The following is a 19,472-nucleotide window of genomic DNA, read 5'->3' as shown; positions in this document are numbered from 1 at the left end:
TCGGGTCCGTTCGTTTCGGGAGGTACGGCGGTGGTGGGTCGGCGGTGGCGGGGCGGCGCGGGCCTGCTGGAGAGCCGGCAGGCCCGCGGCCCGTCAGGCGTTCTGGGTCGCCGGCGGCAGGAGCGCCCGCAGCTGTGCGGGGTCGGGGTGGTCGGCGAGCGCCGCCTCCACGGCCGCCTCCAGCGCCGCCTCCGGGCCGTCGTCCTCCGTCTGTGAGCCCCAGCCGGGCAGCCGCACCGTCGCCGGGCGGGACCAGGAGAACTCCCAGTGCAGCAGCGAACGGTTGCTGAACTCGGCCAGCACCATGGTGCGCAGCGAGCGGCGCAGCACGGGCCGTACGAACTCACGGAACGCCCGCCCCTTCGCGGCGGCGGCCTCCTCCGACAGCGGCAGCTTCTCGGCCACCCGCCACAGCCGCCCGTCGTCGATGACGTCGAGCAGCGCGGAGAGCGTCGCTGGCTGCCCGGTGTACTGGGCCAGCGCCCGGTGCAGCGGGGTCTGCGCCGCCGACAGGCCCGTGGCCATGGAGGCGTCCAGCAGAGCCTCCCAGCCGGCCGCGCGCGGGTAGCTGAGCAGCTCGTCGGCGAGGACGGCGTCCTCCAGGGCGGCCAGGGTGCGCGGCGGGTCGGTCAGCAGGGCCAGCGCCGCCCCCTTGGCCTCGTCGGCGCGGCCGTCGGCGGGCAGCGCCTCGATGCGGCGCACGCGCTCGGCGATCGGCGGGTGCGAGTCGTACGGACCGGCCGGCTCCTCCGGCAGCTCCGAGCGGAGCCCCGCCAGCTCCAGTTCACGGGCCGTCAGCAGCCGGCCGAAGCCGCCGAAGAACTCGCCGCGCGGCGGCAGCAGCCGGGCCTGGAGGCCGAGGGTGGCGTAGGAGTCCAGGTAGAAGTCGTGGGAGGCGGACAGGACCGGGATCTCGCGCAGCGCCGACGCGGTCGCGTCACGTCCGGCGATCCGGGCGGCGGTCAGGTCGGCGGCGAACTCCTGGCCGCGCGCGGTGGAGAGGGAGGCGCGCAGGTAGAGCTTGCCGTACGCGGTGTAGATCCTCGCCATCGTCCGGTACGTCGCTCCGACGCCGGTCGTGTCGATCTGCTTGGCCTTCTTGCCCTTGGCGATCCGCTTGGCGGACGCCTGTTCCTGCCGGGCCCGGTCGGCGGCGACCTTGTCGTCCGCCTTCTCGTGGAACTGGCCGATGACCCGGCCGATCTGCACGCGCCCGCGCACGACGAGCGCGGAGAGCCGGGTGTCGCCGCCGGTGAAGTGCCCGAACTCATGGGCGAGTACGGACCGCAGCTGGGCCTCGGTCAGGCCGGTCAGCAGCGGGACGCCGAGGTAGAGCCGGCGCGGACCGGGGAGCAGGCCGAGCAGCCGCGGATTCTCGCTGACGGCCGCGTTGACCTCGCCGGTGAGCAGGATCCGGTCGGGCGCGCGGGTGCCGGCCGCCGTGGCCAGCTCCCGGACCAGCGCTCACAGCCGGGGCTCGTCGGCCTCGGTGACGGGGATGCCGTGCCCGTCCTCACCCTTCGGGGTGCGCAGCATCAGCATGCCGCGGACGACGGGGACGGCCAGCAGTACGGTGACGAAGCCGACCTTCACCGTGAGCGGGCCGTGTCCCCAGCTGAACACGAGGACGTCGATGCCGATCAGCGCGGCGAGCAGGACGAGGCTCAGCAGATAGAAACCGAGCAGCAGGACGAGGGCGCGCAGCGCGCGCAGAGTTGCGCCCATCGGGCAGATCCCCCCACAGGACCTCAGAAACAGGGACATGACGGAGTGCCGGGCCGGCGGCGGGCCGACCGGTCGCGGGCGGTGCCTGGCGGTGCCCGGCGGTGCTTGGTGGTGCGGTGTGGGGGGATGCGGAGTATGCCCTACCGCAGGTCAGGAGGGCAATGCGAAAAGTGGGGGAGGGAAGGCTTGGCGGTCCCGGGACAGCACACCTAGGCGCCTGGGCGGGCTGCGTCAGCCGGGGAGGCCGGCCGGGCTGCCGCCGTTCGCCTCGTAACCGGCCACCGCCAGCGCGCGGTGCAGGGCGAACTCGGCGGCCGGGTCGGTGAACAGGGTCCACGGCAGCGCGCCGACGTGGCCGTCGATGTGTATCAGCTGCTGCATGGCCTCCGCCCAGCGCTCGGCGCGGACCAGGAAGAAGAGCAGCAGATGCCGGACGTGCGGCAGCGTCGGGTCGTCCGGGTCGGCCGCGTGCACGGCGTGCAGCGCGCCGTGGATCGCCTTGGTGACGACCTCGCTCTGGTAGAAGCTCGCGACCAGGTTGACCTCCGGCAGGTGCTCGAACACCGCGAACAGCGGCAGCGCGGCGAGCAGCGAACCCTCCGGAGCGCGGGCCGCGGCGGCCTCCGCGAAGGAGTACGCCTGCTCGCGCGAGCCGTGCCACTTCTCGCACCAGTAGTGCAGCGCGGCCAGATGCGCGCCCATGTGATGCGGGGCGCGGTCGAGGATCTTCAGCCACAGCTGGTCGAACTCGGCCTGCGAATAGGCCAGTCCGCGCGCGATGGACAGCTCTGCCACGTACGGCACCGGGTCACCGGGCGCCAGCAGGGCCGCCTGCGCACAGGACTCCCGCGCCTCCTCCATGATGATCCGGAATTCGTCCGTGCCCGGCGTCGACGTCCGCCAGGCCTGCTGCGCCAGGAACTCCGCGTGGACGGCGGCGCCGCCCGCGTCCTTGGGCTGCTCGGCCCGCCACACCCGCAGCCACTGGCCGCCCGGCGTCTCGTGCACCCCGCCGGGCCGCTGCTGCAACTCCAGCGCGGCGGCACCGGCGAAGGCCTGCACCCGCTGCCAGCGCCGCTCGCCCTCGGACTCGGTGCCGGCCAGCAGCTGGGCGGCGGCCCGGTAGTCCTGGGTGCGCTGCACCAGCTCCAGGACTTGGAGCAGGTCCTCGTCCGGGCCGGGCAGGCGCACGTCCAGCTCCTCCTGGCGCACGAAGCCGTAGGCCGCCGGGTCGGCGGCGTCCGGGTGTCCCGGGGGGACCTGCTCGATGCCCCCGCGCCTGCGCCGTATGAGCGGGAGCAGCACGAAGCCCAGCAGGAGCAGCGCCATGAGCAGCCAGAGAATCGACATGCCTCAAGCGAACCAGACGCCGCCGACAATTGGCGAACCCCGCCGCCGGGCTGTGGAAAACTCCGGGCGGGGGCATGACAGCCGGACGCCTAGCGGGCAGGAAGCACAGGGGTTCGGAGCGTGCCGGCGGGGCGGTCGGGAGCGTGTGGGGGAGTCGGTTCGGAGTGTGCTGGCGGGGCGGTCGGGAGTGTTCGGCGGGGCGGTCCGGAGCGTGCTGACGGGGCGGTCCGGACCGCGCCAGTGGGGCGGTCGGGAGCGTGCCGGCGAGTCGGTTCGCAGCATGCTGGCGGGACGGCTGGGAGCGCGCCAGCGGGACGGTCCGGAGCATGCCAGCGGACACTCCCGCAGCGTGCCGGAGAGATCGCGCGGCACGGCGACGCCTCATGGCGGCGTCACGATCCCGCCGGGCGCATTACGCTCGGTGCACATGAGCGACAGGCACATCAGTCAGCACTTCGAGACCCTCGCGATCCACGCGGGCAACACCGCGGATCCCCTCACCGGCGCGGTCGTCCCGCCGATCTACCAGGTCTCGACCTACAAGCAGGACGGCGTCGGCGGGCTCCGCGGCGGTTACGAGTACAGCCGTAGCGCCAACCCGACCCGGACCGCCCTGGAGGAGAACCTCGCCGCGCTGGAGGGCGGTCGCCGCGGCCTCGCCTTCGCGTCCGGCCTGGCGGCCGAGGACACCCTGCTGCGTACGCTCCTCACCCCCGGCGACCACGTGGTGATCCCGAACGACGCCTACGGCGGCACCTTCCGGCTGTTCGCCAAGGTCGCCACCCGCTGGGGGGTGGAATGGTCGGTCGCCGACACCAGCGACCCGGCCGCCGTGCGGGCCGCGATCACGCCGAAGACCAAGGCCGTGTGGGTGGAGACCCCCTCCAACCCGCTGCTCGGCATCACCGACATCGCCGCCGTCGCTCAGGTCGCCCACGACGCGGGCGCGAAGCTCGTCGTCGACAACACCTTCGCCACGCCCTACCTCCAGCAGCCGCTGTCCCTCGGCGCCGACGTCGTCGTGCACTCCCTGACCAAGTACATGGGCGGCCACTCCGACGTGGTCGGCGGCGCGCTGATCGTGTCCGACCCGGGGCTCGGCGAGGAACTGGCCTACCACCAGAACGCGATGGGCGCCGTCGCCGGCCCCTTCGACTCCTGGCTGGTGCTGCGCGGCACCAAGACCCTCGCGGTGCGCATGGACCGGCACAGCGAGAACGCCACGAGGATCGCCGACATGCTGTCCCGGCACGCGCGCGTGACGAGCGTCCTCTACCCGGGGCTGCCCGAGCACCCCGGCCACGAGGTCGCCGCCAAGCAGATGAAGGCGTTCGGCGGCATGGTGTCCTTCCGGGTCGAGGGCGGCGAGCAGGCCGCGGTCGACGTGTGCAACCGCGCCCAGGTGTTCACCCTCGGCGAGTCCCTCGGCGGCGTGGAGTCCCTCATCGAGCACCCCGGCCGGATGACGCACGCCTCGGCGGCCGGTTCCGCGCTGGAGGTCCCGGCCGACCTGGTGCGCCTGTCGGTCGGCATCGAGAACGTCGACGATCTGCTGGAGGACCTTCAGCAGGCGCTCGGCAAGTAGCGGGGTTCACCAGCCGGTGAGCGGTGGGGTCGTCTGCGAGGGCGGCTCCACCCAGGGGTGGGCGTCGGCCGCCCACACCGCGAACGCGACGGCCGCGACGCAGGCCAGGAGCCACAGGATCCGGCGGACGAGCCGCCGCTGCCGCAGCAGGCGTTCCCCACGGCGCACCGCGTCCCCGCACAGCTCCGGCGGCACCGGCGCCCCGCCCCGCTCCATGATCCGCCGCACGGCGGCTTCCCGCTCCTCCCGTTTCACCACGGCCTCCCGCCGCCGGACCGGCGCTTCCACGAGAAGGGGCCGCCCTGGTGGCGGTCGTCCGGGGGGACGCGCCGCACGAGGTCGCCGGCGCGGCTCATGACGGTGCCGCCCCGGTGTTCGCCGCGCGGCGGGCGGCCGGGCGGGCGGGGTGCAGCACATCGGCCGTCGCGCGGTCGCACAGGGCGTGGACGCGTTCCGTGGGCAGGCCGAGCAGGGCCGCCGTCTGCTCCTCGGCGACCCCCTCGTAGAACCGCAGGACGAGGACCAGTCGCTCCCGCGGCGTGAGCGCGGCGAGCGGACTGCGCGGATCCGGCCGGGCGCGGCCGAAGGCGCCGTACCGGTGCCAGGTGGTGCGCGCGAAGCGGGTGGCGAGGTACTGGCGGGCGCAGTCGTACGGGTCCTCGCCGCGCAGCCGGTCCCAGCGGGCGTAGGTGTGGGCGAGCGCGAGCGTCAGCAGGCGCCGCGCGCGCGGGTTGGCGTCCGGCGCCTCCGCGGTGAGCAGCATGGCGGCGTGCAGCAGGCGCCCGGCCGCGCCCGCGACGAACGCCTCGAACTCCCGGGCCCGGCGGGCATCACGGGCCAGTTGCCGATCCCCCACCGCGCCTCCCCCCGACGGGTTCCGCCCCCGGCCCGGCCGGAGCCGGTCTGGACGGACCCCTCTGCGGACCCGGTCTCATATGAGGCCAGTGGCGCGCCGGGGTCAAGACCCCGGGGCGTCTGCTGTGCGGTGCGCGGTCAGGAGGCCGGGGACTGCTCCGCCGCCGGAACGCCCTGCACCGTCATCCGCGCGGAGAGCGCGTGGTTGAAGCGGGTGAGGAGCGTGCAGAACTGCTCGCGCTCCTCCGGCGCCCAGTCGTGTGTCAGCTCGGCCATGAGCTGACGCCGGGACGAGCGCACCTCCTCCAGTCGTGCGGCGCCGCGCGGCGACAGCTGGAGCACGACCGCGCGCCCGTCCTCCGGGTGCGAGGTGCGCTTGACGAGCCCGGTGTCGACCAGGGGCGCCACCTGCCGGGTGACCGTGGAGGAGTCGATGCCCATGCTCGCGGCGAGCGCCTTGACGCCCATCGGGCCTTCCTTGTCGAGCCGGTTGAGCAGCAGGTACGCGGCGCGGTCCATCGAGTTGCGCACCTGGCCGACGCCGCCGAGCCGCGTCTGTTCGGCACGGCGGGCGAACACCGCCACCTCGTGCTGGAGGGTGTCGAGGAGGCCGGTGTCACCGACAGTCGTCATGTCCATCGACATTTCAGGTGGTCTGGGCATGGCCGGAGGCTCGCTTCATGAAGGGCTGCTGGGTTGGGGGACAGGGTACGCGGCCCGGCGCCGAGCCGTACCGGCGCTGCACGAACCGGTCTCGCTGCTTGGTCACACCCGCCGTGCGCGAACGTGAACTGCGATGCTGGGGTCATGAGCTATCGCGCGGCTGATTCCTTGCGCTCCGTGACCCTCGACGATGTGCGCGGCGCCCGGAAGATGCTCTCGGGGGTGGCCCGTGTGACCGCGATGGAGGGCAGCCGGCACCTGTCCCAGCTGGTCGGCGCCCCCGTGCACCTGAAGTGTGAGAACCTCCAGCGGACCGGCTCGTTCAAGCTGCGCGGCGCCTACGTGCGGATCGCGGGGCTGCTGCCGGAGGAGCGGGCGGCCGGTGTGGTGGCGGCGAGCGCCGGCAACCACGCGCAGGGCGTCGCGCTGGCTTCCTCCCTGCTCGGTGTGCACGCGACGGTGTTCATGCCGAAGGGCGCGCCGCTGCCGAAGATCAGCGCGACCCGGGACTACGGCGCCGAGGTGCGCCTGCACGGCCAGGTGGTCGACGAGACGCTGGCCGCCGCCCAGGAGTACGCCGCGGCGACCGGCGCGGTGTTCATCCACCCCTTCGACCACCCGGACGTGATCGCCGGTCAGGGCACGGTCGGCCTGGAGATCCTGGAGCAGTGCCCGGAGGTCCGCACGATCGTCGTCGGCATGGGCGGCGGCGGGCTCGCGGCGGGTGTCGCGGTGGCGGCGAAGGCGCTGCGGCCGGACGTGCGGATCGTCGGCGTGCAGGCGGAGGGGGCCGCCTGCTACCCGCCCTCGCTGGCCGCCGGGCGCCCGATGTCGTTGCTGAACCCGGCGACGATGGCCGACGGCATCAAGGTGGGGCGGCCGGGTGCGGTGCCGTTCGGGATCGTCGACGAGCTGGTCGACGAGGTGCGCACGGTCAGTGAGGACCAGTTGTCGGCGGCGCTGCTGCTCTGCCTGGAGCGGGCCAAGCTGGTCGTGGAGCCGGCCGGGGCGAGCCCGGTGGCGGCGCTGCTGGCCGCGCCCGACGCCTTTGAGGGACCGGTCGTCGCGGTGCTCTCCGGCGGCAACGTCGACCCGGTGCTGATGCAGCGGGTGCTGCGGCACGGCATGGCCGCGCAGGGCCGCTACCTGGCCGTCCGGCTGCGGCTGACGGACCGGCCGGGCGCGCTCGCCACACTGCTCGGGGTGCTGTCGGCGGTCGACGCCAACGTCCTCGACGTCAGTCACGTCCGCACCGATCCCCGGCTCGGTCTCACGGAGGCCGAGGTGGAGCTGCACCTGGAGACGGAGGGCCCGGTGCACTGCGCCGAGGTCGGACGGGCTCTGCGGGACGCCGGCTACACCGTCATGTCCTGATCCGCGGCGGCCGGCCACGGCCACCACCCGTTCGAGCGAAGCCTCTTGAGGGACGCGATACATCGCGTTATGGTGTGTCGTGTGGTCGCCGGCCGCCTGCCCGCCCCTGCGCGGCACCCGTCGCGCACGGCATCGCATCCGCGAAAACCCCGGGCGCAGCCCGGCGAACAAACCTAGCCTTTGCGAAGAATCCGTCCCGAAAATCCCCGACGACGTGGAGACACATATGCCAGGTGCCATCTATGCCGAAGGCCTGGTGAAGACCTTCGGCGACGTAAGGGCACTGGACGGGGTCGACCTCGACGTGCCCGAGGGCACGGTCCTCGGCCTGCTCGGGCCGAACGGCGCCGGCAAGACGACGGCCGTCCGCTGCCTGACGACCCTGCTGCGCCCCGACAGCGGCAAGGCGGTGGTCGCCGGTGTGGACGTGCTGCGGCACCCCGACGCCGTGCGCCGCTCGATCGGCCTGTCCGGCCAGTTCGCGGCGGTCGACGAGTACCTGACCGGCCGGGAGAACCTTCAGATGGTCGGGCAGCTGTACCAGATGCGGGCGAAGGCGGCCAAGGCGCGCGCGACGGAGCTGCTGGAGCAGTTCCACCTCGCCGACGCCGCCGACCGTCCCGCCAAGACCTACTCCGGAGGCATGCGCCGCCGGCTGGACCTCGCCGCGGCCCTCGTGGTCTCGCCCCCGGTGATGTTCATGGACGAACCGACGACGGGCCTCGACCCGCGCAACCGCCAGCAGCTGTGGGAGGTCATCAAACAGCTCGTCTCCGGCGGTACGACGCTGCTGCTCACCACGCAGTATCTGGAGGAGGCCGACCACCTGGCCCACGACATCGCGGTCGTCGACCACGGCCGGGTCATCGCCAAGGGCACGTCCGACCAGCTCAAGGCCCGCACCGGCGGCGAGCGCGTCGAGGTCGTGGTGCACGAGCGGGAGGAGATAGCCGCCGCCGCGGAGGTGCTGCGCGGCTTCGGCAAGGGCGAGCCATCGGTCGAGGAGCACACCCGCAAGCTCACGGTGCCCGTCACCGGCGGCGCCAAGCTGCTCGCCGAGGTCATCCGCGAGCTGGACTCGCGCGGGATCGAGATGGACGACGTCGGGCTGCGCCGCCCCACCCTGGACGACGTCTTCCTGTCCCTGACCGGACACGCGGCGGAGAGCGCCGAGCAGGACGAGCGGAACGGCAAGGAGGCCGTGAAATGAGTGCCGTCACCGAGACCGCGCCCGTCGCGGCGCCCGGCAACGCCGTGGGCAGATCCGTCCGGGACTCACTGGTCATAGCCCGCCGGAACCTGATCCGCATGGGCCGTATCCCCGAGATGCTGATCTTCGGGCTGATCCAGCCCATCATGTTCGTGGTGCTGTTCACCTACGTCTTCGGCGGCTCGATCCAGGTCGGCTCGTCCAGCTCCACCCAGGCCTATCGCGAGTTCCTGATGGCCGGCATCTTCGCCCAGACCGTCACGTTCGCCACGGCGGGCGCCGGCGCCGGCATCGCCGACGACATGCACAAGGGCCTCATCGACCGGTTCCGCTCCCTGCCCATGGCGCGCGGCGCGGTCCTGACCGGGCGCACCCTCGCCGACCTGGTGCAGACGGCGCTGACTCTGCTCGTGCTCGCGGTCGTCGCCGTGCTGGTGGGCTGGCGCACGCACGAGAACCTCGGCAAGGTGCTCGCCGGATTCGCCCTGTTCCTGCTGCTCGGCTACGCGTTCTCCTGGATCGGCGCGCTCATCGGCCTTTCCGTGCGCACCCCGGAGGCGGCGACCTCGGGCGGCCTGATCTGGCTGTTTCCGCTGACGTTCATCTCGAACGCCTTCGTGGACGCGAACCAGATGCCGGCCTTCCTGCGGCACATAGCGGAGTGGAACCCGTTCAGCGCCACCGTGCAGGCCTGCCGGGAGCTGTTCGGCAACCTCCCCCCGGGCTTCCGGACACCCGACGCCTGGCCCATGCAGCACCCGGTCCTGGCCTCGTTGATCTGGTCGGTCGTGATCATCCTGGTCTTCCGCACCCTCGCGGTGCGCAAGTACCGCTCCGCGACCGCCTGACAGCACTACGGCGGCGGGCACGGGCCCGTGCGATGGACGGCCCGGTCATGACAAGGCCCCCGGCGGCCCTGAGGGCGCCGGGGGCCTGAAGCCAACCAGGGGGCCGGGATCAGCCCGTGTACGGCTCGGCCTTCAGGATCCGGACCGAGGCCTTCTTGCCGTTCGGCAGCTCGTACTCCGCGTCCTCGCCGACCTTGTGGCCGGTGACGCCCGCGCCGAGCGGGGACTGCGGCGAGTAGGTCTCGATGTCGGCGCTCGCGTACTCGCGCGAGGCGAGCAGGAACGTCAGCGTGTCGTCCTCGTCACCGTCGAAGGCGATCGTGACGACCATGCCGGGCGCGACGACACCGTCCGCGGCCGGCGGCTCGCCGACCTTGGCGTTCTCAAGGAGCTGGGTCAGCTGCCGCACACGCAGCTCCTGCTTGCCCTGCTCCTCCTTGGCCGCGTGGTACCCGCCGTTCTCGCGCAGGTCGCCCTCCTCGCGCGCAGCCGCGATCTTGGCGGCGATCTCCGTGCGCGCAGGACCAGTAAGGTACTCAAGCTCGTCCCTGAGCTTGTTGTACGCCTCCTGGGTCAGCCAGGTGACGTTCTCGCTGGTCTGGGTCACAGGGTGCTCCTCGTCGGTACTGGGAATACAAAGCATCGCCCTACCCAGAAGAATGTTCCCTCAGGTATGGGCGAAACCACGAGCCTAACAATTCAACGCCGGAAGGGGGAGGACATAAGCCATCAGAATCACATCAACGCAGGTCAGCGCCTACGCATTCCGGGTGAACCCGGAGCGTGGCCGCGCGTGTCCGCGGGGTGTCAGTCGGCGTGACAGCCCAGCAGTTCGGCCGTCGTCCCCTGCGCCGTCGTACGGAGCGTGACCACCTTGTCGATCCGGGTGGCCGACCCGGAGAAGCGGAAGTCCGCGCGGCCCACCTCGGCGCCGTCGGCCGACTGGGAGCGCACGGTGCAGTAGCCGGACGCGCCGGCGTCCTTGCGGACCTCCAGATGCACCTTGACCGCGTCGCCGGAGGCCTGGAAGGTGATGACCTCGGCGCTGATCTCGTTCTGCGCGACGTAGTGGTAGGCGAAATAGCCGATCAGTGCGAGCAGGGCCGCGCCCAGCACCGAGCCGGCGATCCTGAGCTTGCGGTCGGCACGCTGATCCGAGGAACGGCCGTAGCGGCCCTCGGGCAGCCGCGTGCTCGCGGTACTCATGATCGTCCTCTCCGCGGAATTATTCGCCCCCCGATTCGGTCACTATAGAAGCCGCCCGCCCGCCGCCCGACCACCGGCCCCTCCGGGACGCCCCTTCGGGGCGGCACCTGTTTGACTGCACCCCAAGACGCGGGGCGCCGACTTACCGAGGATTGAGTCTTGACTGACCAGCTGCGACTGATGGCCGTTCACGCGCACCCCGACGACGAGTCGAGCAAGGGCGCGGCGACCATGGCGAAGTACGTGTCCGAGGGGGTGGACGTGCTGGTGGTGACCTGCACCGGCGGAGAGCGCGGGTCCATCCTCAATCCGAAGCTCCAGGGCGACACCTACATCGAGGAGCACATCCACGAGGTGCGCCGCAAGGAGATGGACGAGGCCCGGGAGATCCTCGGCGTCAAGCAGGAGTGGCTCGGCTTCGTCGACTCGGGCCTGCCGGAGGGCGACCCGCTGCCGCCGCTGCCCGAGGGCTGCTTCGCCCTGGAGGACGTCGACAAGGCGGCCGGTGAGCTGGTCAAGCAGATCCGCTCCTTCCGCCCGCAGGTGATCACCACCTACGACGAGAACGGCGGCTACCCGCACCCCGACCACATCATGACCCACAAGATCTCCATGGTGGCGTTCGAGGGCGCGGCGGACACCGAGAAGTACCCCGAGGACGAGTTCGGCCCCGCCTACCAGCCGCTGAAGCTCTACTACAACCAGGGCTTCAACCGCCCCCGCACCGAGGCGCTGCACCAGGCCATGCTCGACCGCGGCCTGGAGTCGCCCTACGGCGAGTGGCTCAAGCGGTGGAACGAGATGGAGCGCACCGAGCGCACCCTGACCACGCACATCCCGTGCGCGGACTTCTTCGAGATCCGCGACAAGGCGCTGATCGCCCACGCCACGCAGATCGACCCGGACGGCGGCTGGTTCAAGGTGCCGCTGGAGCTCCAGAAGGAGGTCTGGCCGACGGAGGAGTACGAGCTGGCGAAGTCTCTGGTCGATACCTCCCTCCCCGAGGACGACCTCTTCGCGGGCATCCGGGACAATGCCTGACATGAGCGCAAGCGTGAGCCTGGCAGTGACGCATCTCGTCCCCCTCGCCAAGGAGGTCGACGAGAACAAGGTCACCCCCGGCGTCCTCGGCTTCATCGTCTTCGCGGTGATGGCCGTGGCCGTGTGGGGCCTGATGAAGTCGATGAGCAAGCACATGCAGAAGGTCGACTTCAAGGAGTCCCCGGACGCCGACGCGGAGCAGGCCCGGGAACAGGCCGACTCCGCGGCCCGGCAGCGCTGACCCGCCGGGGTCGGCGTCCCGCCGGCACCGCCACCCCCATCACCTCCCGGGCGTGGCGGTCCGGCGTCATGCGCAGCCGCCAGGCCTGCCAGCCGGCCTCCGGCTCGACACCCCGCTCCAGCAGCAGGGCGTACGCCGGGACGTACTCCTCCGGCTTCTCGTCCCGCGGCGGATGCGAGACGCGGGCGAGCTGGGCCAGCTCCTCCTGGGCGACGGCCGTGCCCACCTCCACCCCGCCCGGCGCCGCGTACGGCGGCAGGGTGCAGCGCAGGAAGCGGGCCCAGTCCTCGCCGCGCCGGTCGCCGTAGGACGTGAACACGGCGAGCGCCTCGTCGCACAGCGCCAGCGCCTGCTGCGTGCGCGCGTCGCCCGCGTCCACCACGGCCGGCTCCAGGCAGGTCCACGCCTCGCCGTGGGCGACGCCGATCCACTGGAAGGCGGCGCGCGCGTCCACCAGGAGCTGACGGGCGGAACCGGAGTCGCGCAGCGAGCCGGTCCGCGCCGCCCGCTGGTCCCGGGTCGCCCGCGCCCAGTGGTGCCGGGCGCAGGCCAGGCCGTACACGTCCCGTATCCGGGAGAACATCGTCCGGGACCGCTCCAGGTCGCGCACCGCCTGGTCCAGCTCGCGGGTCTCCTCCAGCGCCTGCCCCAGGCAGGGCGATGCGCGATGGCGAGGGGGCGGCGGTCAGCGGGGGTGGTGAGGGTTCCGTGTCGACTGCCTGGGGGTCGGTCAGGGTGCGGGAGCCGCGCCCCACGGCGTCGCCGCGGCGCCCGCCGGTCCGGCGGAACCGGGAGGTGCCGTCCGGGCCCGGCGTTCCGCGGGGGCATCGCTGCGGCAGGATGGAGTCATGCCGAATCGACTGGCCCATGAGACGTCCCCGTACCTGCTCCAGCACGCGGACAACCCCGTCGACTGGTGGCCGTGGTCCGGCGAAGCCTTCGACGAGGCCCGCAGGACCGGCAGGCCCGTCCTGCTGAGCGTCGGGTACAGCAGCTGCCACTGGTGCCATGTGATGGCCCACGAGTCCTTCGAGGACCGGGCCACCGCCGACTACCTCAACGAGCACTTCGTCAGCGTCAAGGTCGACCGCGAGGAGCGGCCGGACGTGGACGCCGTCTACATGGAGGCCGTCCAGGCGGCCACCGGGCACGGCGGCTGGCCCATGACCGTCTTCCTCACCCCGGACGCGGAGCCGTTCTACTTCGGCACCTACTTCCCGCCCGCGCCCCGGCACGGCATGCCCTCCTTCCGGCAGGTCCTGGAGGGCGTCCAGCAGGCCTGGACCACCCGCCGGGACGAGGTCGCCGACGTCGCCGGGAAGATCGTCCGCGACCTCGCCCAGCGGGAGATCGTCCGGCAGGCCGCCGAGGCGCCCGGCGAGCAGGAACTCGCGCAGGCCCTGCTCGGGCTCACCCGCGAGTACGACCCGCAGCGCGGCGGATTCGGCGGCGCGCCGAAGTTCCCGCCGTCCATGGTGCTGGAGTTCCTGCTCCGCCATCACGCGCGGACCGGTGCCGAGGGCGCGCTCCAGATGGCCCAGGACACGTGCGAGCGGATGGCCAGGGGCGGCATCTACGACCAGCTCGGCGGCGGGTTCGCCCGGTACTCGGTGGACCGCGACTGGGTCGTGCCGCACTTCGAGAAGATGCTGTACGACAACGCCCTGCTCTGCCGGGTGTACACCCACCTGTGGCGGGCCACCGGCTCGGACCTCGCCCGGCGGGTCGCGCTGGACACCGCCCAGTTCCTGCTCCGTGAACTGCGCACCGCCGAGGGCGGATTCGCCTCCGCCCTCGACGCCGACAGCGACGACGGCAGCGGGCGGCACGTCGAGGGGGCGTACTACGTCTGGCGGCCCGACCAGCTGCGCGAGGCCCTCGGCGACGACGCCGAACTCGCCGCCCAGTACTTCGGCGTGACGGACGAGGGCACCTTCGAGCACGGCCAGTCCGTCCTGCAACTCCCGCAGACGGAGGGCGTGTTCGAGGCCGAGAAGATCGCCTCCGTCAAGGACCGGCTCCTCGCCGCCCGGGCGCGGCGCCCCGCGCCCGGCCGGGACGACAAGGTCGTCGCCGCCTGGAACGGGCTCGCCATCGCCGCGCTCGCCGAGACCGGCGCCTGCTTCGACCGGCCGGACCTCACCGAGGCCGCCGTGGCCGCCGCCGACCTGCTGGTCCGCGTCCACCTGGACGAACACGGGCGGCTCGCCCGCACCAGCAAGGACGGCCGGGTCGGCCCGAACGCGGGCGTGCTGGAGGACTACGCCGACGTCGCCGAGGGCTTCCTCGCGCTCGCCTCCGTGACCGGCGAGGGCGTCTGGCTCGACTTCGCCGGGCTGCTGCTCGACCACGTCCTGGCCCGTTTCACCGACACCGAGACCGGTGCCCTGTACGACACCGCGTCCGACGCCGAGCAGCTCATCCGCCGGCCCCAAGACCCCACCGACAACGCCGCCCCCTCCGGCTGGACCGCCGCGGCCGGGGCCCTGCTGAGCTACGCCGCCCACACCGGCTCCGAGCCGCACCGGGCCGCCGCCGAGCGGGCGCTGGGGGTCGTGAAGACGCTCGGGCCGCGCGTGCCCCGGTTCATCGGATGGGGGCTGGCCGTCGCCGAGGCGCTGCTCGACGGGCCGCGCGAGGTGGCGGTCGTCGGACCGGCCCCGGACGACGAGCGGACGGCGGCCCTGCACCGGACGGCGCTGCTGAGCACCGCCCCGGGGGCCGTCGTCGCCTGCGGCACCCCGGACAGCGAGGAGTTCCCGCTGCTCGCCGACCGCACCCTCGTCGAGGGCGCGCCGACCGCGTACGTCTGCCGCGGCTTCGTCTGCGACCTGCCGGTGACGGACCCGGACGCCTTGCGCACGAAGCTGACCGCGCCCTGAGGGCCCGGCCGCCGGCCCGGCGGACCCGGCCGTGGACCGCTGGGCCGTGAGCAGGCGTCAGCGGTTGTTCAGGGCGCGCGCCACGATGGCTTCCAGCTGGTCGTGGTGCGCGCCCTTCCAGTACGCCCGGCCGCAGGCCGTGCACTGGGCGAAGACGTCGTAGGAGCGTTGGGTGCCGTGCTTGAGCTGGGCGGCGACCTCGTCCTTGGTGGCCTGTCGCAGCAGGCCGTTGCAGGCGGTGCAGCGGGTCCAGGGGCTCAGCTCGGGGGCGAAGCGGTCGAGGACGTCGTGGAGCTGGTCGTCGGGGCGGGTGCTGTAGACGAAGGCGCCGGCCCACAGTTCCCGGCGGCGCAGCAGGCCCCGGTCACGGCTGAGCATGACCCGCTTCTCGGCCGCCGAGCGGGCGGCGAGCGCCGGGTCGCCGATGTCCGTCGACTCGTACGCCGTGTCCACGCCGAGCAGCCGCAGCCGGCGGGCCAGCGTGCCGAGGTGGACGTCGAGGAGGAAGCGCAGGGGTGCGCCGGGCACCCGCTGGGGGCGTTCCACCGGCCGGACCACCAGCCGCTCGGCCGGCCCCGGGACGTGCGAGGGCGGGACCTCGCGGCCGTCCACGACCAGCGCGCCGACCTCGGTGAGCGGTACCCCGAGGGACTCGACGACATGGCCGAGGGACGACACTCCGTCGGTGACGAGCGTCCGGTGCGGTCTCCGCTGGACGAACACGGCCAGCTCGGGGGCGAACTCGACGTGGATCTCAGGACCGTTCACCCGGTCAGCATGTCACGGCAGCGGGCCGTGGCCTCAGGGTTTTCCGGCGGGGAGGCCGTGCTCCAGGACGTCCAGGGCCCGGTCCAGCAGGTCGCCCAGGTCGTCCTGGAAGCCGTTCTCCGCCCAGGACATGCTGACCTCCATCAGGCCGCCGACGAGGGCCGTCGCGCAGACGCGCGCTTCGAGGCTGTCCGCGGCCAGCCCGGAGCGTTCGGCGAGGGCCGCGCGCAGCAGGCGCCCGCTTTCCGACATGCTCTCGACCATCCGGGACCGGACGGCGGGGACCTGGACCGCGAGGTGCGCCCGCACCCGCACCGCGTCGGGGTCCTCCGCCATCATCGTGTCGATGGCCTTGTGCATCACGTGCCGTACCGAGTCCGTCCACGGCTCTCCCGCGGGCCGCGCGCGCACCTCCTCCGGCATCAGCGGGTCGTACTCGCCCGTGAGGACGATGTCCTCCTTGGTCGGGAAGTACCGGAAGACGGTCGACGGTGACACCTCGGCCCGGTCGGCGATCTGGTCGATCGTGGTGGCGTCGTAGCCCTGCTCCTCGATCAGCGCGTAGGTCGCGGCGCGGATCGCCTCGCGCGTCTTGATCTTCTTGCGTTCACGCAGGCCCGGCTGGGGGCGGTCGGCGGGGGAGAGCGGGGAACGTGCGGGCGTCATGCCGGTCATTGTCCGGCATCTGCCGTGGTGGGGGCCACGGCCGGGGACAGCGCGCTCGTCGGGGCCGGACAGCGAGGGCGGCACGGACAGGGCGGACGGCATGACCGGCGCGGCGGGGAGCACCGGCATGAGAAACGGCCACGGCTCGGGTGAGCCGTGGCCGGGGAAGGCCGGGGGGGGGAGGGTTACGCGTGCTGGTACGCCACCAGCGAGATCCCGACGTAGTGGACGACGAACGCGGCGAGGGTGAGGGAGTGGAAGACCTCGTGGAAGCCGAACCAGCGCGGTGACGGGTTCGGGCGCTTGATGCCGTAGATCACGCCGCCGGCGCTGTAGAGCAGGCCGCCGACGACCACCAGGACCAGGACGGCGATGCCGCCCGTGCGCAGGAAGTCGGGCAGGAAGAAGACGGCCGCCCAGCCCATCGCGATGTAGCAGGGCGTGTACAGCCAGCGCGGGGCGCCGACCCAGAAGACGCGGAAGACGATGCCGGCCGCCGCGGCGGCCCAGATGCCCCACAGCAGCCACTGGCCCTTGGCGCCGGGCAGGAGCAGCAGGGTCAGCGGGGTGTAGGTGCCCGCGATGATCAGGAAGATGTTGGCGTGATCGAGGCGGCGCAGCACGCCGTCCATGCGGGGGCTCCAGTTGCCCCGGTGGTAGAGCGCGCTGACGCCGAACAGGAGGCAGGCCGTCAGGGCGTAGATGCCGCAGGCGACGCGGCCTCTGGTCGAGTCGGCGAGGGCGGTGAGCACGAGGCCCGCGATGAGTACGGCCGGGAACATACCGAGGTGCAGCCAGCCGCGGAGCCTGGGCTTGACCGGATGCGGCAGGGAGAGCGCCACGGGACCACGGCCGGCGGCCGGCGTGTCCGTGGGCGCGTCGGAGGCGGACGCAGTCATGGCCGCATGGTACCGACGCTGCCGTAAGTCAGTCGTCAATGCACGTCCGATCAAGTCATCCGGCAAAAAGTCCTTCAGCTGAACCCAACGTGGACGCAAAGAGTCGTGGTGACCGTGGCATTCCTCACGCCGCTCACTTGTGATGCCCTCTGGACAGATGGGCACTAGACTCGGATGATCAAATGAGTGCGGTCGGCACCGGATGAGCAGGCTACGAAGCATCCGGGTCGCGGCCCCCACGGGGCGAGAACACAAAAAATCCCTCACTTAGGAGCAATCGTGGCGCGCGACATCGCGGCTCCCACCGTCGTCCCCACCAACCATCAGGAACTGATCTCGTGGGTGAACGAGATCGCCGAACTGACGCAGCCGGACAGCGTGGTCTGGTGTGACGGCTCCGAGGCCGAGTACGAGCGGCTGTGCGAGGAACTGGTCGCCAAGGGAACGTTCAAGAAACTCGACCCGGTCAAGCGCCCCCACTCCTACTACGCCGCCTCCGATCCGTCCGACGTCGCGCGCGTCGAGGACCGGACCTTCATCTGCTCGGAGAAGGAGGAGGACGCGGGCCCGACCAACCACTGGAAGGCCCCCGCCGAGATGCGGGAGATCTTCACCGGCGACCAGGGCCTGTTCCGGGGCTCCATGCGGGGCCGGACCATGTACGTCGTGCCCTTCTGCATGGGCCCGCTCGGCTCCCCGCTGTCCGCGCTGGGCGTGGAGATCACCGACTCCGCCTACGTCGCCGTCTCGATGCGCACGATGACGCGCATGGGCCAGGCCGTCCTGGACGAGCTCGGCGACGACGGCTTCTTCGTCAAGGCCGTCCACACGCTCGGTGCCCCGCTGGAGCCCGGCCAGGAGGACGTCCCCTGGCCCTGCAACCAGACCAAGTACATCTCGCACTTCCCCGAGTCTCGGGAGATCTGGTCCTACGGCTCCGGCTACGGCGGCAACGCCCTGCTCGGCAAGAAGTGCTACGCCCTGCGCATCGCCTCCGTCATGGCACGCGACGAGGGCTGGCTGGCCGAGCACATGCTGATCCTCAAGCTCACCCCGCCGCAGGGCGAGTCCAAGTACGTCGCCGCCGCCTTCCCCTCCGCCTGCGGCAAGACCAACCTCGCCATGCTGGAGCCCACCGTCTCCGGCTGGACGGTGGAGACCATCGGCGACGACATCGCCTGGATGCGGTTCGGCGAGGACGGCCGGCTGTACGCGATCAACCCCGAGGCCGGCTTCTTCGGCGTCGCGCCCGGCACCGGCGAGCACACCAACGCCAACGCCATGAAGACCCTGTGGGGCAACGCGGTCTTCACCAACGTCGCGCTCACCGACGACGGCGACGTGTGGTGGGAGGGCATGACCGAGGAGCCCCCGGCCCACCTGACCGACTGGAAGGGCAACGACTGGACGCCTCAGTCCGCGACCCCGGCCGCCCACCCCAACGCCCGCTTCACCGTGCCGGCCTCGCAGTGCCCGATCATCGCGCCCGAGTGGGAGGACCCGAAGGGCGTGCCGATCTCGGCGATCCTCTTCGGCGGGCGCCGCGCGACGGCGGTGCCGCTGGTGACGGAGTCCTTCGACTGGAACCACGGCGTCTTCCTCGGCGCCAACGTGGCATCCGAGAAGACCGCCGCGGCAGAGGGCAAGGTCGGCGAGCTGCGCCGCGACCCGTTCGCGATGCTGCCGTTCTGCGGCTACAACATGGGCGACTACATGGCCCACTGGGTCGACGTCGCCAAGGACAAGGACCAGTCCAAGCTGCCGAAGATCTACTACGTCAACTGGTTCCGGAAGAACGACGAGGGCCGCTTCGTCTGGCCGGGCTTCGGCGAGAACTCCCGGGTCCTGAAGTGGATCGTGGAGCGGCTGGAGGGCAGGGCCGAGGGCGTCGAGACGCCGATCGGCATCCTGCCGGCGAAGGGCGCCCTGGACACCGACGGCCTCGAACTGTCCGACTCCGACCTGGAGTTCCTGCTCACGGTCGACAAGGAGGTCTGGCGCGAGGAGGCCGCGCTGATCCCCGGGCACCTCGACACCTTCGGCGACCACACCCCTAAGGAGCTGTGGGACCAGTACCGGGCGCTGGTGGAGCGCCTGGGCTGAACCGCCCACCGATGACCCCGCGGCCGGTCGCCGTGCCCTGACCAGCGATCGTCACG

Annotated in this window: 17 protein-coding genes and 2 pseudogenes; 8 read left to right on the top strand and 11 right to left on the bottom strand. The window is 72.2% G+C overall.

The genetic code is table 11. The features are described 5' to 3' along the window. Positions 1-93: 93 nt before the first annotated feature. Positions 94-1,725: pseudogene (locus AQJ11_RS10845) on the bottom strand (M48 family metalloprotease). A 231-nt stretch (positions 1,726-1,956) separates the two neighbouring features. Beyond that, positions 1,957-3,075, bottom strand: a complete 1,119-nt coding sequence (locus AQJ11_RS10840; RefSeq protein ID WP_059262905.1) for a hypothetical protein — start codon at positions 3,073-3,075, stop codon at positions 1,957-1,959. Between the two features lie 427 nt (positions 3,076-3,502). On the opposite strand from AQJ11_RS10840, the gene AQJ11_RS10835 reads away from it, so the two are divergent. After that, positions 3,503-4,660: a cystathionine gamma-synthase gene (locus AQJ11_RS10835; RefSeq protein ID WP_014674624.1), complete on the top strand. Its 1,158-nt coding sequence runs from the start codon at positions 3,503-3,505 to the stop codon at positions 4,658-4,660. A gap of 6 nt (positions 4,661-4,666) precedes the next feature. Here AQJ11_RS10835 and AQJ11_RS10830 read toward each other — a convergent pair whose 3' ends face one another. The 3 genes from AQJ11_RS10830 to AQJ11_RS10820 all read right to left on the bottom strand — a co-directional run bounded on the left by AQJ11_RS10830 (position 4,667) and on the right by AQJ11_RS10820 (position 6,160). Beyond that, positions 4,667-4,915 (bottom strand): hypothetical protein, encoded by a 249-nt coding sequence (locus tag AQJ11_RS10830; protein ID WP_014674625.1) that lies wholly within the window; start codon positions 4,913-4,915, stop codon positions 4,667-4,669. A gap of 97 nt (positions 4,916-5,012) precedes the next feature. After that, positions 5,013-5,516, bottom strand: coding sequence for a sigma factor-like helix-turn-helix DNA-binding protein (locus AQJ11_RS10825; RefSeq protein WP_059262904.1), 504 nt, complete (start codon positions 5,514-5,516; stop codon positions 5,013-5,015). 137 nt (positions 5,517-5,653) lie between these two features. Continuing rightward, on the bottom strand, positions 5,654-6,160 hold the full coding sequence (locus AQJ11_RS10820) for a MarR family winged helix-turn-helix transcriptional regulator (protein WP_175252433.1): 507 nt from the start codon (positions 6,158-6,160) through the stop codon (positions 5,654-5,656). A 162-nt stretch (positions 6,161-6,322) separates the two neighbouring features. On the opposite strand from AQJ11_RS10820, the gene ilvA reads away from it, so the two are divergent. The 3 genes from ilvA to AQJ11_RS10805 all read left to right on the top strand — a co-directional run bounded on the left by ilvA (position 6,323) and on the right by AQJ11_RS10805 (position 9,610). Then, the gene (gene ilvA, locus AQJ11_RS10815) at positions 6,323-7,552 is read left to right on the top strand and encodes a threonine ammonia-lyase (protein ID WP_059262903.1); all 1,230 of its coding nucleotides are present in this window, start codon (positions 6,323-6,325) and stop codon (positions 7,550-7,552) included. 226 nt (positions 7,553-7,778) lie between these two features. Then, positions 7,779-8,762: an ATP-binding cassette domain-containing protein gene (locus tag AQJ11_RS10810; RefSeq protein WP_058081702.1), complete on the top strand. Its 984-nt coding sequence runs from the start codon at positions 7,779-7,781 to the stop codon at positions 8,760-8,762. Beyond that, positions 8,759-9,610 carry an ABC transporter permease gene (locus tag AQJ11_RS10805; RefSeq protein ID WP_059262902.1) on the top strand — a complete coding sequence of 284 codons (852 nt, stop codon included), beginning with the start codon at positions 8,759-8,761 and terminating at the stop codon, positions 9,608-9,610. The genes AQJ11_RS10810 and AQJ11_RS10805 overlap by 4 nt, the downstream gene beginning before the upstream one ends. Positions 9,611-9,719: 109 nt before the next feature. Here AQJ11_RS10805 and greA read toward each other — a convergent pair whose 3' ends face one another. Both greA and AQJ11_RS10795 read right to left on the bottom strand, forming a co-directional pair. Beyond that, positions 9,720-10,217 (bottom strand): transcription elongation factor GreA, encoded by a 498-nt coding sequence (gene greA / locus AQJ11_RS10800; RefSeq protein ID WP_014674631.1) that lies wholly within the window; start codon positions 10,215-10,217, stop codon positions 9,720-9,722. A 200-nt stretch (positions 10,218-10,417) separates the two neighbouring features. Continuing rightward, on the bottom strand, positions 10,418-10,816 hold the full coding sequence (locus tag AQJ11_RS10795) for a DUF4307 domain-containing protein (RefSeq protein WP_059262901.1): 399 nt from the start codon (positions 10,814-10,816) through the stop codon (positions 10,418-10,420). 159 nt (positions 10,817-10,975) lie between these two features. Here AQJ11_RS10795 and mca point away from each other — a divergent pair, with 159 nt between their 5' ends. Both mca and AQJ11_RS10785 read left to right on the top strand, forming a co-directional pair. Next, entirely contained in the window at positions 10,976-11,857 is an 882-nt protein-coding gene (gene mca, locus AQJ11_RS10790) for a mycothiol conjugate amidase Mca (protein ID WP_078611806.1), read from the top strand. After that, the gene (locus AQJ11_RS10785) at positions 11,850-12,098 is read left to right on the top strand and encodes a hypothetical protein (RefSeq protein WP_167360855.1); all 249 of its coding nucleotides are present in this window, start codon (positions 11,850-11,852) and stop codon (positions 12,096-12,098) included. Before mca ends, AQJ11_RS10785 begins: the two co-directional genes overlap by 8 nt. Positions 12,099-12,120: 22 nt before the next feature. On the opposite strand, the pseudogene AQJ11_RS10780 reads toward AQJ11_RS10785, so the two are convergent. Next, positions 12,121-12,750 (bottom strand): annotated as a pseudogene (locus AQJ11_RS10780) (hypothetical protein); the annotation flags it as partial. Positions 12,751-12,946: 196 nt separating this feature from the next. Between AQJ11_RS10780 and AQJ11_RS10775 the strand changes: the two are divergent. Then, a complete protein-coding gene (locus tag AQJ11_RS10775) occupies positions 12,947-14,980 on the top strand; it encodes a thioredoxin domain-containing protein (protein WP_014674636.1) in 2,034 nt (677 codons plus the stop codon). A 57-nt stretch (positions 14,981-15,037) separates the two neighbouring features. Here the strand turns inward: AQJ11_RS10775 and AQJ11_RS10770 are convergent, their stop codons facing one another. The 3 genes from AQJ11_RS10770 to trhA form a co-directional block, all read right to left on the bottom strand. Continuing rightward, complete coding sequence (locus tag AQJ11_RS10770; RefSeq protein ID WP_014674637.1) at positions 15,038-15,748, bottom strand: Mut7-C RNAse domain-containing protein; 711 nt, start codon at positions 15,746-15,748, stop codon at positions 15,038-15,040. A 33-nt stretch (positions 15,749-15,781) separates the two neighbouring features. Next, positions 15,782-16,414, bottom strand: coding sequence for a TetR/AcrR family transcriptional regulator (locus AQJ11_RS10765; RefSeq protein ID WP_014674638.1), 633 nt, complete (start codon positions 16,412-16,414; stop codon positions 15,782-15,784). A 185-nt stretch (positions 16,415-16,599) separates the two neighbouring features. Then, entirely contained in the window at positions 16,600-17,313 is a 714-nt protein-coding gene (gene trhA / locus AQJ11_RS10760) for a PAQR family membrane homeostasis protein TrhA (RefSeq protein WP_059262899.1), read from the bottom strand. A gap of 279 nt (positions 17,314-17,592) precedes the next feature. Here trhA and AQJ11_RS10755 point away from each other — a divergent pair, with 279 nt between their 5' ends. Next, complete coding sequence (locus AQJ11_RS10755) at positions 17,593-19,416, top strand: phosphoenolpyruvate carboxykinase (GTP) (protein ID WP_059262898.1); 1,824 nt, start codon at positions 17,593-17,595, stop codon at positions 19,414-19,416. Positions 19,417-19,472 lie beyond the last annotated feature (56 nt).

Source organism: Streptomyces corchorusii, from assembly GCF_001514055.1.
Lineage (GTDB): Bacteria > Actinomycetota > Actinomycetes > Streptomycetales > Streptomycetaceae > Streptomyces > Streptomyces olivaceoviridis.
This window is presented reverse-complemented; position numbering and strand designations above follow the sequence as displayed.

Coding starts and splice junctions, on each gene's coding strand:
- AQJ11_RS10840 (WP_059262905.1), bottom strand. CDS start 3,075: ATGTCGATTCTCTGGCTGCTCATGGCGCTGCTCCTGCTGGGCTTCGTG.
- AQJ11_RS10775 (WP_014674636.1), top strand. CDS start 12,947: ATGCCGAATCGACTGGCCCATGAGACGTCCCCGTACCTGCTCCAGCAC.
- trhA (WP_059262899.1), bottom strand. CDS start 17,313: ATGACTGCGTCCGCCTCCGACGCGCCCACGGACACGCCGGCCGCCGGC.
- AQJ11_RS10820 (WP_175252433.1), bottom strand. CDS start 6,160: ATGTCGATGGACATGACGACTGTCGGTGACACCGGCCTCCTCGACACC.
- AQJ11_RS10810 (WP_058081702.1), top strand. CDS start 7,779: ATGCCAGGTGCCATCTATGCCGAAGGCCTGGTGAAGACCTTCGGCGAC.
- AQJ11_RS10795 (WP_059262901.1), bottom strand. CDS start 10,816: ATGAGTACCGCGAGCACGCGGCTGCCCGAGGGCCGCTACGGCCGTTCC.
- AQJ11_RS10805 (WP_059262902.1), top strand. CDS start 8,759: ATGAGTGCCGTCACCGAGACCGCGCCCGTCGCGGCGCCCGGCAACGCC.
- AQJ11_RS10835 (WP_014674624.1), top strand. CDS start 3,503: ATGAGCGACAGGCACATCAGTCAGCACTTCGAGACCCTCGCGATCCAC.
- AQJ11_RS10785 (WP_167360855.1), top strand. CDS start 11,850: ATGCCTGACATGAGCGCAAGCGTGAGCCTGGCAGTGACGCATCTCGTC.
- AQJ11_RS10765 (WP_014674638.1), bottom strand. CDS start 16,414: ATGACGCCCGCACGTTCCCCGCTCTCCCCCGCCGACCGCCCCCAGCCG.
- ilvA (WP_059262903.1), top strand. CDS start 6,323: ATGAGCTATCGCGCGGCTGATTCCTTGCGCTCCGTGACCCTCGACGAT.